Origin of the sequence: Nocardia sp. NPDC060255 (genome assembly GCF_042727395.1) — a bacterium.
Lineage (GTDB): Bacteria > Actinomycetota > Actinomycetes > Mycobacteriales > Mycobacteriaceae > Nocardia.
In genome coordinates this window covers 1-14,346 of sequence record NZ_JBHXAU010000010.1, presented here as the reverse complement: position 1 = coordinate 14,346, position 14,346 = coordinate 1, and the positions used below count along the sequence as shown (strand labels likewise).

15 protein-coding genes are annotated in these 14,346 nt (G+C 62.9%); 10 read left to right on the top strand and 5 right to left on the bottom strand.

Annotated elements, in window-relative coordinates; all coding sequences use genetic code 11:
* Positions 1-47: 47 nt before the first annotated feature.
* Together ACFWF1_RS19465 and ACFWF1_RS19460 are read right to left on the bottom strand one after the other, a co-directional pair.
* Complete coding sequence (locus tag ACFWF1_RS19465; RefSeq protein WP_379280936.1) at positions 48-1,046, bottom strand: ABC transporter permease; 999 nt, start codon at positions 1,044-1,046, stop codon at positions 48-50.
* Positions 1,047-1,411: 365 nt separating this feature from the next.
* Complete coding sequence (locus ACFWF1_RS19460) at positions 1,412-1,735, bottom strand: hypothetical protein (protein WP_379280937.1); 324 nt, start codon at positions 1,733-1,735, stop codon at positions 1,412-1,414.
* Positions 1,736-1,931: 196 nt separating this feature from the next.
* On the opposite strand from ACFWF1_RS19460, the gene ACFWF1_RS19455 reads away from it, so the two are divergent.
* Complete coding sequence (locus tag ACFWF1_RS19455) at positions 1,932-2,384, top strand: hypothetical protein (protein ID WP_379280938.1); 453 nt, start codon at positions 1,932-1,934, stop codon at positions 2,382-2,384.
* Positions 2,385-3,067: 683 nt separating this feature from the next.
* Here the strand turns inward: ACFWF1_RS19455 and ACFWF1_RS19450 are convergent.
* Complete coding sequence (locus tag ACFWF1_RS19450; protein WP_379280939.1) at positions 3,068-3,451, bottom strand: hypothetical protein; 384 nt, start codon at positions 3,449-3,451, stop codon at positions 3,068-3,070.
* Between the two features lie 78 nt (positions 3,452-3,529).
* On the opposite strand from ACFWF1_RS19450, the gene ACFWF1_RS19445 reads away from it, so the two are divergent.
* The 3 genes from ACFWF1_RS19445 to ACFWF1_RS19435 all read left to right on the top strand — a co-directional run bounded on the left by ACFWF1_RS19445 (position 3,530) and on the right by ACFWF1_RS19435 (position 5,144).
* Entirely contained in the window at positions 3,530-4,120 is a 591-nt protein-coding gene (locus tag ACFWF1_RS19445) for a cytochrome P450 (protein ID WP_379280940.1), read from the top strand.
* 22 nt (positions 4,121-4,142) lie between these two features.
* Positions 4,143-4,835 carry a GAF domain-containing protein gene (locus tag ACFWF1_RS19440; RefSeq protein ID WP_379280941.1) on the top strand — a complete coding sequence of 231 codons (693 nt, stop codon included), beginning with the start codon at positions 4,143-4,145 and terminating at the stop codon, positions 4,833-4,835.
* 96 nt (positions 4,836-4,931) lie between these two features.
* Complete coding sequence (locus tag ACFWF1_RS19435; RefSeq protein WP_379280942.1) at positions 4,932-5,144, top strand: hypothetical protein; 213 nt, start codon at positions 4,932-4,934, stop codon at positions 5,142-5,144.
* Between the two features lie 200 nt (positions 5,145-5,344).
* On the opposite strand, the gene ACFWF1_RS19430 is transcribed toward ACFWF1_RS19435, so the two are convergent.
* Entirely contained in the window at positions 5,345-6,517 is a 1,173-nt protein-coding gene (locus tag ACFWF1_RS19430; protein WP_379280943.1) for a serine hydrolase domain-containing protein, read from the bottom strand.
* A 1,034-nt stretch (positions 6,518-7,551) separates the two neighbouring features.
* On the opposite strand from ACFWF1_RS19430, the gene ACFWF1_RS19425 reads away from it, so the two are divergent.
* The 4 genes from ACFWF1_RS19425 (at position 7,552) to ACFWF1_RS19410 (ending at position 11,263) form a co-directional block, all read left to right on the top strand.
* On the top strand, positions 7,552-7,929 hold the full coding sequence (locus tag ACFWF1_RS19425; protein ID WP_379280944.1) for a hypothetical protein: 378 nt from the start codon (positions 7,552-7,554) through the stop codon (positions 7,927-7,929).
* A gap of 822 nt (positions 7,930-8,751) precedes the next feature.
* Entirely contained in the window at positions 8,752-10,206 is a 1,455-nt protein-coding gene (locus tag ACFWF1_RS19420; RefSeq protein WP_379280945.1) for a hypothetical protein, read from the top strand.
* A gap of 332 nt (positions 10,207-10,538) precedes the next feature.
* The gene (locus ACFWF1_RS19415; protein ID WP_379280946.1) at positions 10,539-10,784 is read left to right on the top strand and encodes a hypothetical protein; all 246 of its coding nucleotides are present in this window, start codon (positions 10,539-10,541) and stop codon (positions 10,782-10,784) included.
* Between the two features lie 152 nt (positions 10,785-10,936).
* Positions 10,937-11,263: a hypothetical protein gene (locus ACFWF1_RS19410; protein ID WP_379280947.1), complete on the top strand. Its 327-nt coding sequence runs from the start codon at positions 10,937-10,939 to the stop codon at positions 11,261-11,263.
* 340 nt (positions 11,264-11,603) lie between these two features.
* On the opposite strand, the gene ACFWF1_RS19405 is transcribed toward ACFWF1_RS19410, so the two are convergent.
* Entirely contained in the window at positions 11,604-12,053 is a 450-nt protein-coding gene (locus ACFWF1_RS19405) for a hypothetical protein (protein WP_379280948.1), read from the bottom strand.
* A gap of 528 nt (positions 12,054-12,581) precedes the next feature.
* Between ACFWF1_RS19405 and ACFWF1_RS19400 the strand changes: the two genes are divergently transcribed.
* Entirely contained in the window at positions 12,582-13,070 is a 489-nt protein-coding gene (locus ACFWF1_RS19400; protein WP_379280949.1) for an SSI family serine proteinase inhibitor, read from the top strand.
* A gap of 383 nt (positions 13,071-13,453) precedes the next feature.
* Positions 13,454-14,113: a hypothetical protein gene (locus ACFWF1_RS19395; protein ID WP_379280950.1), complete on the top strand. Its 660-nt coding sequence runs from the start codon at positions 13,454-13,456 to the stop codon at positions 14,111-14,113.
* Positions 14,114-14,346: the final 233 nt, after the last annotated feature.

Below are 14,346 nucleotides of genomic sequence, written 5' to 3'. Positions count from 1 at the left end.
CAGTTCCTGCCTCCTCTTACCGCCGGAAAAGCCCGGCGACCCAACGGTTATCGGCTTCCCTTCGGGTCGAGGGCGTCGCGCACCGAGTCGCCGAGCAAGTTGAACGCGAGCACAAAAAGCATCATCCCGATACCGGGGAAGACCAGGTAGGTGATGTCGGAGGAGATCAGGCCGGATCCGTTCTGCACCATCACGCCCCAGTCGGGCGTCGGATCCTTGATGCCGACGCCGAGGAAGGACAGTGCCGCCTCCGCCGTGACGTATGCGGGCAGGTCCAGCGTCGCCAACACCAGGATCGGGGTCCACAGATTCGGTAGCAGTTCCCGGAAGATGATCCGCCGCGGACTCGCACCAGTCACCTTGGCCGCCTCGATGAACTCCCGCTCCCGCAAGGAGAACACCTGGCCGCGCTGCAGCCGAGCGTTGCGGGTCCAACCGAACAAGGTCAGCAGTCCGATCAGGCTGGCCGCCCGCACCCACGGCGGAACCTCTTGCCCCGTCGCCTGATAACTAGCCCAGGCGACCGGCATGAAGGCGAGGATGAACAGGGTGGACGGGATGGACAGCAGGATGTCGGTGATCCGGCTGATGACGTAATCGGTCCGGCCGCCCACATACCCGGCGGTGACGCCGAGCAGGGTGCCGATGATCGTCGTCAGCAGCACTACGGCCAGCGAAATCAGCAGGGAGGTACGGATTCCGTAGACCAGCACAATGAGTACGTCGCGGCCAGTGTGCGGTTCGATACCGAACCAGAACTGGCTGTCGATACCGCCGTTGGGCTTGACCGGGAAGCCGGTGTCGGTGAGCAACCCATTGCCGGTCGTGGCGTACGGGGTGTACGGGTCCTTGCCGTAGAGCAGGGAGATCAGCGGCGCGCCGAGGCCGACGACGAAGAAGAACAACACGACGATGCCCGCCACGACGCCGGTCTTGTCCCGCTTGAACCGAAGCCAGGCAAGCTGACCGGGCGAGCGCCCAACCGGACCCCCCTTGACGGCGGGCACCGCATCCGGTGAAAGCTCATCCGTGAGCAGGGTCGCCACGACTTCCCCTTTGATCACCCTAAAGCAACAACAATGGGCGAAACGTACGGCCCGTATCCTCCAACGTCAACCCTCGCACTCGTTTACTTAACAAACTGTGCACATAGATCGAGCGGTCACCTTGTGCACACCACAAACAGGCCACCATTGCGCCGGTTTTTGTACCAGAGGCCAACTCATCCGAGTACCGTGACACCCATCGCTGTCTCGAAATCCACCGACCCCCAACAGATCTCAGCGTCGAGCAACCGGTCGCACGACTGCCGCCGACCGGCAGCTTCGACTGGGGAATTCCCCAGTTGCGAGGTTGCCCGGCGCACGTGAATATGTTGCGCCCAAAAATGCTACGCGGCTTCCGAATTCACCTACGGTCGATCTCGAGCGCGCCTATCCGTAATGAGGAACAGCACGCCGCCAAGGGCGGCCGTCTGCAGGAACAGCTGGCCCGCCGGATCGCCCAAAGCCGCGCCCGTGCGAATGATCGATGTGATGATGCCTGCCGCGATCAAGATGGCCACGACCAGTGCGGCAACCGTTCTGCGCGGTGTCCATCGTTTCCGCGGGCCGGCGACCGGGACTGGTTCCAGCACCACTGAAATCAAGACCAGCCCGGCAACGACACCGGTCAGGCCGAACAGATGAGTCGCCGTCAGGTCGTTCCAGTCCTTGCTGACCGCCAACCTGGTCACGGAGGCAAGGTACAGGCCGATGACGACGAGCCCGCCGACCCGGTTGAACTGTGACCATCGCTTCTTCGGGCCCTCTGCGGCAACCGATCCCACCCCTTTTACGGGCACAGCTGGAGCCCCCAAGTCAGTTGATCGGCCTGTATAGTTCGCTTCGACTCCAAACGGGGGAATCCATTGCTAGAGAGAGTAATTCAACGTGCTTAAATCCAACAGGGCGGCCGCCGCTACCGTGGCGACGCTCAGTGCACTGGCCGCGGCGATCGCGTTCGCCGCGCCGCAGGCGGGGGCGGCAGTCACGACCATCCGGGTCGAGCAGGGCCAGAGCTTCGGCAGCTCGGCAGACGCCCGCGGCACCGGCTGCGCCTACCCGATCACCGTGTTCACCGACCCCGGCCGGGAGCTGATCGTGCTCGACCAGATCGGCGACGACCCGAAAAACGCGGACTACAAGCAATTCCAGCCGAACTCAGTCGTAGCGGACGCGTCCGGAACGGCACGCACCACGTGGACCCCCACCCAGAAGGGCCCGCACAAGATCGTGGTACTCGAGCTCTTGGACGGCGACGACTACGACGCCTACACCCTCCGCAATCCAATGAACGTCGGAACCGGCATCAACCTCGGCCCCGCCTGCGCCGTACTCCCCTGATCCCCTCGCCGCAGACCGGCGTGTCCCCCTCGGGCGACACCCGGCCTGCGGCCCCGATCACCCAGCGCGGCCTCCGCAAAGCCTGCGCCGAGCTGCACCTCCGGCAGTCGCCTGGTGCCCCCAGGGCGGCACGTACGGTATCTACAACAAACCGGGGACGTGGTGAACTGCGGATTTCTGCCGAACTTCCGATCAATCGGGCGGCGCTATCGGGTTGCCGACAGCGCGACAACCGGTGACAGATGAGGGCCTTCGAGGTAGCTCACGGGGTGGGACCACCGCCTGGCGGCAACACCTGCTGCACCCGCAATCACGGCAAGCCCTCATCGAGTCGACCGAGATCCTGGGCGGCGACGCTATGCCATCAGATCACGTCAGGCTGGGACGCGACGACATCACCGACCTAATGGTCCGGGTGAAACTACCGGCACTCAAGCATATTGGTCACGGTGTCGAACGCCCGGCGACGGACGTCGGTGTCGGTGTCCAGCCACAACTCACGCCAATGAGAATGCTCACCCAGCACGTTGTCCAAGGCCCGGACTGCGACCGCGGCGCAGCTGGCACCGAGGTCAATTGCGCCGCCTTCGGTGAGAAAGTCAGGCGCATACACCGACGTGGTTCACAGAGTCTCTACCTCGGGTGGGCGGGAGGCAGCGATCCCTGCGCGTTTTCGCCCCCGCTCAGGAACCCATTTCCGTATTACAGTGCAGGGCCAAATCGCGGAGCTTGATCACCATCTTGTCAATCGTGCTCGTAGGGACAGCCGGCATCTTCACCTTGGCCTCGGCCTCAATTTCCTTGAGGATGGCTGCTTGCTCGTCGGAGGTATGCGGCCTGAGCGGCTGCTTGTGGATCTGGTTGCTGATGATCTCCTTCAGGGCGCTGAGCTCCTGAGCCTTCAGCTGGAACTCGCTATTCTCCTTGTCCAGCTCCTTGAGGGTGCAAACGGTGAGGTTCTTCCGTTGCGACGCCTCGTCGGCCTGCGCTGGAGGAGCCAGAGCGATGCTGGGCATCACCACCGCCACGATGGCTAACGCCGAGACGAGTGGCCAGCGAGATTTCATTGTGGATTCCGTTCCATTGAGGCGAAAGGATCTGGCAGGCATTCGCGGTCGCAAGGCAGGGATACTTCTTACTCGTCGGTGGCATCGCCGGGTTCTTCGAACGTATTGACCCGAGACCGAGCTCAGCTTATCCGGACACCATGGGCCGATGCGGTAGTCCGGCAATGGTTTGGCCAGAAAATCCTCCGAACGTGTCGTCCAGTAGAGCGCCGGTCTATCCAGCAAATCTCCTCGCATGGGCGCTCAAGGTTGACCCGCCAGATGCTCAACGAAGTCCTCCGGATGTGGCCTATCGCCCCTGGCTTCTTCCGCGTCGCCCGCTCAGACCAGAACGTAGGTGGGTACGAAATCCCCGCCGGTCGTGCGGTTTTCGTGCTCAGCCTCGCCGCCCAGCGCGACACCGACGTCTGGGGACCCGCCGCCAGCAGTTTCGACCCCGACCGGTTCGATCCGGCAGCGCTGCGCCGCTACCCCGAGCGGTTCTTCAAACCCTGGGGAGCTGGACCGCGATCCTGTATCGGTCGCGTCTTCGCTATCCACGAGGCCACGGTGCTGCTGGCCCGCATCCTCGACGCATTCGTTCTGTCAACCTCCGATGAGCTGCGGATCCGCGAACGCGCTGCCCTCAGCCCCGAGCCGGTCACCCTGCACCTGACGCCTCGACCGTAAGCGACCCGAAAAGAGGCCCCCAATGACGTGGTACCTCGTCGAATGCCTTGGCCCGTCCTCGATGAGCATCGTTGCCAAAGACGGACTGCGAAAGGAATGGGTCTCGATCTTCCGCATCGAACGCGACGAAGGCATCGACGCGGTGGGCGCGCTGAACTGGGCGCGCGGCAGCGGCTCACACCTGGACCAGCGAATGTCGGGCCGCTTCGGCGACCGGCAAGTAGAAATCGTGCCGATCCTTGGGCCCGAAGACGACGTCTGGAACCTCGGCGAACTCCAAGTCCAGCAACGCCTCGAATCCTGGCTGATGAGCACCGACGACGCCTCGGCCTGGAAAGGCATCAGATCCCCCGGCGAGATATTCCGGAAAGTCTTGCGTTTCGACGACATCCCCCAACTCATCGAAATAGCGAACAGCCCTACCCCCGACGCGCAGTTCGAGTCGAGCCTGTGCATCCTCCACGACGACGGCCACCTGATGAACTGGCAGATCATGGCGCGCGGACGCAACGACGAACGCCACGTCGGAGTCCGCGCCCTCACCCACGACGTCACCGACATCGCCCCTCCAGTTGTCGGCCCGTTCGAAACACTGCGCCTTACCAACGAAGACATCACCGACGGACCCGCCGCGGCGCTGCTCGCCTTCGGCGCACGATCGAGCCCACCGCCCATCTCGTCCTGGATCGGCAAGGTGCCCAACTGGATCGACTGACAGCGCGACGGCGACCCCGCCCTCATCCACCCCGACTCCTGGTCCGCACTCAGGCGGACCCAAGCACTGCTCGAACCAGCCTGCCCCACAATCGAAATGACCACCCGAGCCCGCATCCGAGCCAACACCGACACCGGATGGCAAACAGTCGACATCACCTCCCGCCGATACCCCGGAGAAGTCGGCCGCATCCTGCACATCATCCGTATCGCAAAAGCCGATGAAGACGTGCTCGTAATCGAGGGTCGCGAAACGGCAGAGCAGCGTAACGCAATTCCTTCTTCAGACGAACCCGCCAGCGAACGGTGATGCATCGGTTGCAAGCGCCCGAACTGCTCATCGGGCAAGGCCGATGTCCTGCTCATTGATGATGAGGCAGGGTCGGTGCACTGAGCTGCGGTGCCTCGAGTTCGTGAGACGGATAGTAGGGCGAGCGTCTCGCTGATCATGAGGCGGAGCGGGGCGGAGCCGAACCGGACGACGACTCACGCGACCCGGCGGAGCAGGGGTCAGCCGCCTTGCGGCTTCGCGAAGGCGGCCGCGCCGATCCGCTGTGCCAGCGCCGGTGCGGCACCGTTGTCCTCAGCGATCCGCGAAACCGCGTACACACCATGCCGCGACAGGTCACGGGTAGCGAAAACACCACTTGCGTAACCGATGTCGTGCCCGGTCTTGCCCCACAACACCGTACCGTCGGGCATCCGGGTACTCATCAACCCACCGTCACTGAAACATTGAGTGCCCGGCCCGCCGGTGGCGACATCGCACAGCAGTCTGCCGTCGGGACCCACCGGCATGGTGAACAGCAGCTGCTGCTGTGCGGGCGGCAATAGATCACCGTGCAGCACAGCGACCAGGAACCGGTCGACCTCGGCCGGGGTGGAGATGATCGTCGAGGGGAGCCCGGCCTGCTCGCTCACATCGACCACCGAGCCATTGCTCCCGGTGTAGTAGCCGTGCAGATACGGTGTCGGAATGCGCGGGTCGCGTTCGGGAACCGACGTCTCATGCATTCCCAGCGGCCCGGTGATGCGGTCCCTGACCTCCTCGGCGAACGAGTGCCCGGTGACCCGCTCGATCAGCAGCCCCGCCACCCGGTAGGCGAAACTGCTGTACTCCTGCCTGGTGCCAGGCGCGAAATGCGGTCCCGGCGCGGGCCTCTCGGTCAGGTCCGGGAACAGCGTGTCATGAACGTCCTCGGCGAAACTCCGGTAGTCGTACCGACCTGCGATCACCTGATCCGGCGTCAGCGGGGGCGCACCTTCGTCCTCCGCGGGCAGTCCACTGGTGTGGTTCAACAGTTCCCGCACAGTCACGGTGTCGAACGCCGGCGGCAGCACGCCGGGCAGGTACCGCCGCACCTGCGCGTCGAGGTCCAGACAACCCTGCGCGGCCAGTTGCAGCACCACCACCGACTCGAAAACCTTTGACACACTACCGATCCGGTAATGCGCGTTGCGGGCCACCGGCTGCCCGGTGAGCCTGTCCCCGTCCGCACCCTGCCAGACCTCTCCGTCGCCCCCGACCAGCGCGAGGTCCGCGGCAGCGTTGTCGCCGTCAGTGATCCTGACCGCGGCGTCGAGCGCGGCGGTGTTCAGCCCGGCGCCAGCTGACGCTGGGCCTGCCAGCGTAACCAGCGCCGCAGCAGCCACGGCCACGGCGCGGCACAAGGTGTACTTCATCAGTGTTGCCCCATCGGTATCAGATCGTGGCGCAGTGACCCGCACGATGGTCACGCTAGCGAGCACCCAGTCCAGGGCGCATCGGGGACCCCCCTGATTCTCTACACCATCACAGCCACTCCGGTCCAGGGAACCCTCAGACCGGGGTGACGTGGTATTCGCTTGTTCGCCAATAGGATCGACCGCGAGCCGGGCGCGGATGGTGAAGGTCGCCACGATGATCGTCTCGGCGTCGTAGTCGATCCTGGCCTCGTCGTGGGGCACCGCAGTCCGGTGCCGGACAGCGCCGCTCACTGCTTGTCCGGCGGCAGGTCGAAGTGGGCATCGGGGTTTCGACGAACCGTCACCACTCCACGAACGTCATCGTCGACTCCCGCAGGTCAGCCCCAAGCAGTGCACTGAACCCGTCGGCTTGCTCCTCGCTGGCCGCTCACCACCATTTCTTGGCTAGCCACCGTGCCTCGAGTACACGAGACGAATCGGCAAATACCTCAGATCAACGAGACTGCCTCAGCATCAACGAGACTGGGCAGCCGATCGCAGTCCCCGGCCCTGCGTTTCAAGAGAGCTGTAGCGTGGCTTTGATCGCGAATTCGGACACCGTCTGGTCGCGAATTTCGACAGCGTCTTGTTCGTGGCTGGTCGCGAATCTCGACATCACTGCACCAACCTGGTTGCGGTACGACGGTACCCAACTGATCTCCTGTAGCTGGGGTTGTCAGCAGTCATCGTGATGGATCGTCGCGCCGCCACTTGGGGAACCTCGACAGCAGCATTGGAACGTGTTCTCGCATTGCTTGGTGCTGCGTCCGAGTTCGCCGTGTGACCGATAGGCGGCATGTGCGGACACAGCAGCGGCGGCTGGTCGGTCCGACACCGGCCCACGCGAGATCGTCCCACGGGCGAACAGCTTGTCACGCCGGCGAGCCATCCAACTGTCGCGTGGCAACGAATACAGGTCCTGAACAGGAATGTCGGCGACTTTAGAGCGTCGTCGTCAGGTAAAAGCCGAACATACATCGAAGGGGCATTGGATGCACGCAACCAATCTGAACAGGCGACTCGCAGCCCTGGCTGGAGCAGTCGCAGTGACCTCCGGGGTCGGTGCGCTTCTTCCGGCCACCGCATGTGCCGCCGCCGACGAGGTCACAATCACCCATGGATCCGTGACCAAAAAGTTCTCCGCCTCCGAAAGCTCCAGCTGCAAAATATTCCACTCGGGAAACGGTGAAGTCTTCGACCGTAATAGCGGTAGTAAAACAATCACTATTGTCAACAATACGAAAGAGCCACTGAAGTATTACAAGAAAACGCGCTGCGAGGGAGCGGTCACGGCCACGGTCGCGGCGGGAGAGACCAAAAAGGTCAACTTCAGCAAATATGGATTCGCCTTTGTCGTCCCTAGTAGCTGAGCTCTTGTCGCCGCCGTGTCGTGCGGTAAGAGGACAGAGAGCTTGACGTATGCCGGCTGAAGAAGGAGGGAAACGAGTGGGCTCCGGTTCGCCGGCTACTTTCGGGGTTGCGCCAGTACCAGTCCAGCCGAGGTCCAGCAATGTGTCTGCGACGTTGGCTTCTCCGTTGTGTGGATTCCGCGACTTCCTCGGTGTCGTCGCGGCGGATCGGCTACTGGGCGAGGTCACCAGGTGTGTCGGTGCGGGTGCCGATCCAGAGCCTGCCGATCTCGGGGATTTGGGCGCAGCTCTCGGCCGGGTTGTCGGTACGGCGTGCGATTTGCTGGGCGTGGAGGCGCCCTCGTGCCCGCGGATCGGTTTCACGGTGGTGACGGGTGATGATCGCGGGTGGCCAGACGCTGCCAGGTCAGCCTGTGTACGCCAGGACCCTGAACAGGTGAGTTTCGTCTATTGGTTACATGCCAGGCCACGTCGCTTCTGTGGTGGTCAGCTGCGCCTCTACGATGCTGGGGTTCGTGATGGCCGTCCCACGGTTGATGCCCAATACCGTGATTGCCCGGTCGAGCACGACACCCTTGTGTTATTCCCCTCCAGTTTCCACTCCGAGCTGCGCCAGGTAACCCGGCCGCCCGAGTTGCGACCGGTGAACGCGCCGCTCGATGATCTACCGGGATCTCGATTCGCTATACGCGGGTCGATCACGTGACCGGCCCGTCGAGCACCAGCACGACACTCCGCGGGCCGGAAACGCCCAGGACCGGTTGTCCTGCATTGACTATCGGGATAGTCGCCGACCACCATCAAATGAGCAACATTCCCGCTATGGTAGAAACGCTGGGCTGTCACGGCGAGTTCGAGATCGTGATTGTCGTTGACAGCGCAGTGGACCTATCATTGCTCGATCTTGTTCGTGGGCAAATCAGTGCTGCCTTGGATTTGCGCGCCGTGCAGTGGCGGCCCGGGACTGCGGCATTGAACACGATCTTCACCGAGGCGCGAGCTCAGTGGGTGCTAATCCTCGAGCCCGGGACTCAGCTACACAATTCCGCACTGACTCACCTGATGGAATTCGTCACCACCCACCCTGAATGCGCGGATCTACTCCAAGGTCCGAGGAGCACAGGCCCGCTATCTCCGGACATCATCGAGTTGGAGCCGGTATGGCATCGAGGCCGTTTCGGAGTTCCCGGTAGTTATTTGCGCTCACCCGTCGCGCGGGCGGAGACCGTGGAGATCGGGATGCAGGATCTCGGGGTTTTCGCCTGCCGTCGAGATTGCTGGCCGGGCATTGATCCTCGGCTGAGGATGAGCGAGGGGCCAGCGGGCTACCTGCACAAAAAGTTTCGCGCCCACGGACAACGAACTCTGTGTCTGCCGTTTCTGCGATGGGGCAACACCACAAGCTACACTGTCGAGGACCCTGCCCGCGACGCGGAGCGCTTCTTCCGATATCTGTTGTGCTGGGAGGACACCGGCGAAGCCATCGAGCCGATCTGCGAGCACTTCACCGAACGCTACGGAGCGTTGTGGGTCGAACAGCACCTCGCCCACTGGCAAGCAAGCCGCAGTGATCCCTTCGGTGCCTTCGATGCCTTGGTCTGCATCAACTCCGACCGGCAACCGGATCGCTGGGCCCGGATCACGGCACGCTTCGCGGCCCTGGGCATCGCGGACAAGGTGCAACGCCTGCCCGCCATCCTGACACCTCAGCGTTACACCATTGGGTGCGCGTTGTCTCACCGCCGTGCAATCGCCACGGCCCGACAACAAGGGCTGGAAAGCATCCTGCTCTTCGAAGACGACGCGGTGTTTCTCCAGGGCACGACTTGGGTGTTACGCCACAGTGTCCGCGAACTGATGGCCCTGCCATGGAAACTGTTCTACCTCGGCGGTTTCTACTCCGACCAGAAGAACCCCCTCGGCACCGATGGCCCCGCACCCGCCGGCGCATTCCTGCGCCACGCACCCGGACTCGTCTGTCTGCACGCCGTCGCCTACCACCGCCGAGTATTCGACCAGATCCTCGACGAACTCCCCGCCGACCCGCACGCAATGGGAGAATTTCTCGATAACCACGGCGGCCACATCGACGTCTACTACGCCGAGACCTTCAACGAAGGCGTCTACCGCGCCTACCCCACTGTCGCCACCCAGGAAAGCTACATCCACCTCGAACACCCCCACCTCCGCGACCAATTCCTCACCACCCCAACCCCCGAAACGAACACACCCCCTGACCCGCATCATCAACACCGATCAAGCGTGCCAATAACTTGACGCAAGTCAAAATACGAGCACTTGTATCGCGGTGTCATCGCCGATGGTGACACCCTCGACATGGAAGTCCATCGCTTCCGCGTCATCTCCAACACCCTCCGACCACATCAAGCACTCGGAGACCGGACACCCCAAGGCCGCTTACCTAGGCGATTCAGCGACCCTAAGAACGCGCGATAGGCGGCAATATCGTGCGTTGACGAGGCTGAGATGACCTCGGCCCGTGGAGCTTCCACAGGCCCGCGCCGGCGGGGTTCGAACCGCCTCACGAACGCGTCGTGCGCTGGTAAAGATATCGGTGACGCTGTTGATGGCCGCTGTGGAGGTGCGCGATGAGCGAGAACGACCAGAACCAGGAACTAGCGTTCTGCAGAGAGGTCCTGGAGCACCTCAAAAGCGAGATCGCCGTGCCAGTTACCAAGGAAGAACTCATCGAGGTGTTGCTCGCGATAGCCAGCCAGATGGGTAGCTACGGGCAGACCGCGAAGGAGTACTTCACGCAGAACGCCGACGAACTGTACAAGTTCGTCACCTCCGACGGCGATGCCGACGAGTGTTGCCGCGCGATTGGATTCTGAGCTGCGCTGGGCGCCGGGCTTCTCCCCGGGTGGGCTACCGCCTGGATCTGTCCAGTCTTCCTCTTCCACTTGGGATTTCGGCGTGTCGATCAGTTCGCAATGGGACGATCTTGTTCGGGTCGGTATCGGGCCGGCCATGAGGAGGAGGCACTATGTCTGACGAGCAAGCCACGCCTGAGGTAGCCGAGCCTGCGGCCTCCGACAAAATGGCGCGGATCGAGCCCGGCACGGTGGGAGCGCTGTCGCTGCGGTACGTCGACGGCGTGCCGGAATTGGTGGTGACCGGCGGAATAGCTGTTCAGCGGGAAATCATGCTCAAGGATTCGACGGGAAGGTCGATCGCACCGTTCAGCCTGGATACGCCGCACACGGGTGGGCAATCTTATGCAGCTGGTGTCCCTCGCGTCCCTGCCGCATGCATCACCATTGAGGACGCCGAGCTGATGTGGCGTAGCGGAGGAGAGGGCGAAGCCCCGTAACGCACTACATACCCTTCGGACGGTACGGCAGCGGAATCGACGGACACGGCGACGGCCTCGGAGATGCCCGGGGCCGTTGATCTTCGGCTAGGCGGCGGATCGCGCGGGATGCGGCATTATCGCTCACTTACCCTGACTGAAGTCAGCGTGGACACGGGGGGTGACGCAGTACGCCTTATGTAGATGAGCAGACCTTGCGCCGACCGCCGATAAGCGAGTCTTACCGGCGATCGACCAAGGCTAATACGCGATCCGTTATTCGCTCGATCAGCCTGCCATCGCAAGAGATGGCTGGCGTCACGGTCAAAGCCGCTGAATACTCGCGTCGAGCTGCGGTGAACTACCAACTGAGCTTTCGTTTGTTCTTCGCGACGACCTTCTCATTCTCGTCCCAGAGGACCGCCCGCACCTCACCGCTCCCCGGGTGATGCCAGAAATCGTGCTGAGTTCCGTCGTCGGGAACGATGACCGCGCGGGTCATCTTGTTATTTTCGCCGTTGCACTCAACCTCTTCCCGCTGTGACTCGCCCTTCGCGGGGCCGACCTGATCAGGTTCCGGTGAGCTCTGCTCCGTATAGATCTTCAGATACTTCGCGGCCCCCTCTGCGCACCTGTAAGTGACCGTCACTTCGAGGATCGGAGGTTCCTGCTCGACCGGCGGTTGGTACTTGGCGGACTCCAGTTTGACCATCGGCTCATCCGCCGCCCCCGCCAGCCCAACACCACCTGAACCCCCAACCGCCAGAACACACCCCGTGACCACCGCAATCCCTGCACGAGCCAGACGCATCGTCGCTCCTGTTCGTCGAGGCAGACCAGCCAACCTGACCCACCGTACGACGACTTATTCGACACGACCCCGCCCACGGATCGGAACACGCCGACCCACCGGTCTGGCACCCCGAAAATCGGGTCGACCATCCGCGCACTACACCTCGAACGCGACCCGGCCCATCCCATCGGCATCCGGCGATCGACCTCCAACCTCTCAACAACCCGTTGCACGATATTCGGCTAGTTACCGCGCGTTCTCAGGGGTCGGCCCCGACAACCGGACTCACCATCGCAGCCTGCCACCGGGTTGACGCAAGACACGCGTCTAGTCCAGCTGGCATCGACTCGCCGACAACGCGCGCCATGCGGCATGAGGGTACGTTCCGACGACAGGGCCGTCCCTCGTGATTATGGAAATGCGGTCAACGGTCTACGGGCCTCGTGTTCGATCATCGAGCGGCGGGGTGACGCGTGTCCGAGCGGCGCCTTGTGGAGATAGACAGGCGTGCCAGGATTTCTCCATCCATCCGGAAGGGTGCAACGAATGACCAGCATGACCACCCCCTTCAGCTGGTGCAAGACGACAACCTGCCGGATTCGTTCGACCGGAACGATCGCGGCGTTGACCGCTGGGCTCGCGGCCGCAGCCGTGACTATCGCCCCGGTCGCGTGGACCGCCCCCGCGGAATCGAAACTCACCATCACAGTCCACGACCCCCACGACGTCGATCACCAGGCCACCCTCGTGTGTGCGCCCACCGTGGGCGGCACACACGCCCACGCCGCCGAAGCGTGCGCCGCCCTCACAAAGGCGAACGGCAACCTCAACAAACTGGAAGGCAACTTCCAACGTCCCAAGCGCTGGGAAAAGGTCCGGTGCCTGAGTGTCCCGCCTACAGATGTGGAGGTCACTGTGAAGGGAACATGGAACGGGAAACCCGTCGACTTCTCGAAGAACTTCTCCGGCTACAAGGCCACGCCATGTAACTCGGCCGCCCAGGAAGAACTGTCGCCGGTCATCCCGGTCGACTGAGGTCAACACCAGGGCTGAGCAGAAGTAAACGGCCATGTCGGTAGCCATAGAGACCTGCCGATACCAGGCTGGAAATGGTACCGCTCACCTATGCACGCCATTCGACAACACCGGATGTTCTGCGCCGCAGCTGATCTCCCCGTGCGGAACGCCCGCCCGCGCGCCATCGATGTGCGGACATTCGTGAGTCTTCGGTCGGCCGGTTTTTGCCGACACGCCGGACAGCGCTGCAGGTCGGTGGGTGCAGCTAACCGGACTGGTGGAATAACTCTGCCATCCGGAACTGCCACGGCAACGAATGCTTCACGGGCGCATCTCAGTGCCTCGTCCGGCCTTCTGAATGACCTGTCACATGGAACACAGGCACGAATCTGGAGGAATCCTTGCGCGTCTTATCTCGTGTTCTGGCCACCGCCGCCGTAGGTGTCAGCCTCGCAGTGCTGACCCCCTCGACCGCATACGCAGCCGATCCGCCCACCGCTCCCAAGCTGTGCACACCGGATCAGGAGAACGCCGCAGCAGGTGACAGGGACGCCGTCAATGCCTGCGATCAGGCGCGAAGCGACAGCGCCAAGGCTCGCTACGCCGGTGTCCCACTCAGTGACAACGACAAGGAACGGTCCGACCCGTTCACGTTGAAATCGGAGCCAGGGCAAAAGCCGCGAGATCGACGAGACCTCTACGCCGACAGCGATGACCTCTCCTACGTCACATTTGCGGAGCGTGCCGCGTGGGTCACCTGCCGCTTTGCGCTGACCAAAGGCGGAGAGCTGTGTAAAGGCCCGCAGAAATGCGAAATGATCAAGCAAGCGGATCTCCAGGACAGCTGTTATCGAAATGAGGGCGGACGTCCTGATGACGGTGTGGTACGTGATGACACAAAACTGCCTGCTGAATTGCGGGCAGCAAAATCCACCGCCCAGGCTGCGGCCGCAGCAGGCAAGGGCCTCAAGCAAACCAGTTCGTCAGACGACTACATCAAAGCTGATAAAGCAGAGGCCGCGGCCGTTGCCGCAGCACGCGAGCTGGGCTGGGTCGCCTAGGGCGGCTCAGGTGCGGGGTCCCGAACGCGGCCGAACTGATGACGTAGTGACTGGCGTGCAACCCATTCGCAAGGCGCTTCTCAATCATCCGCACATCGGCAGTACCGCGCGTTCTCGGGACCGGCGCGCCAGCTACGACAAACCGAACTCGCTGTCACACCTTGCCAGCAGGTTCTCGATGGTGGGCGTTTGGTGGGGCGCCCGGGCGCCCTCGGTGGTCGCCGCAACAGGAT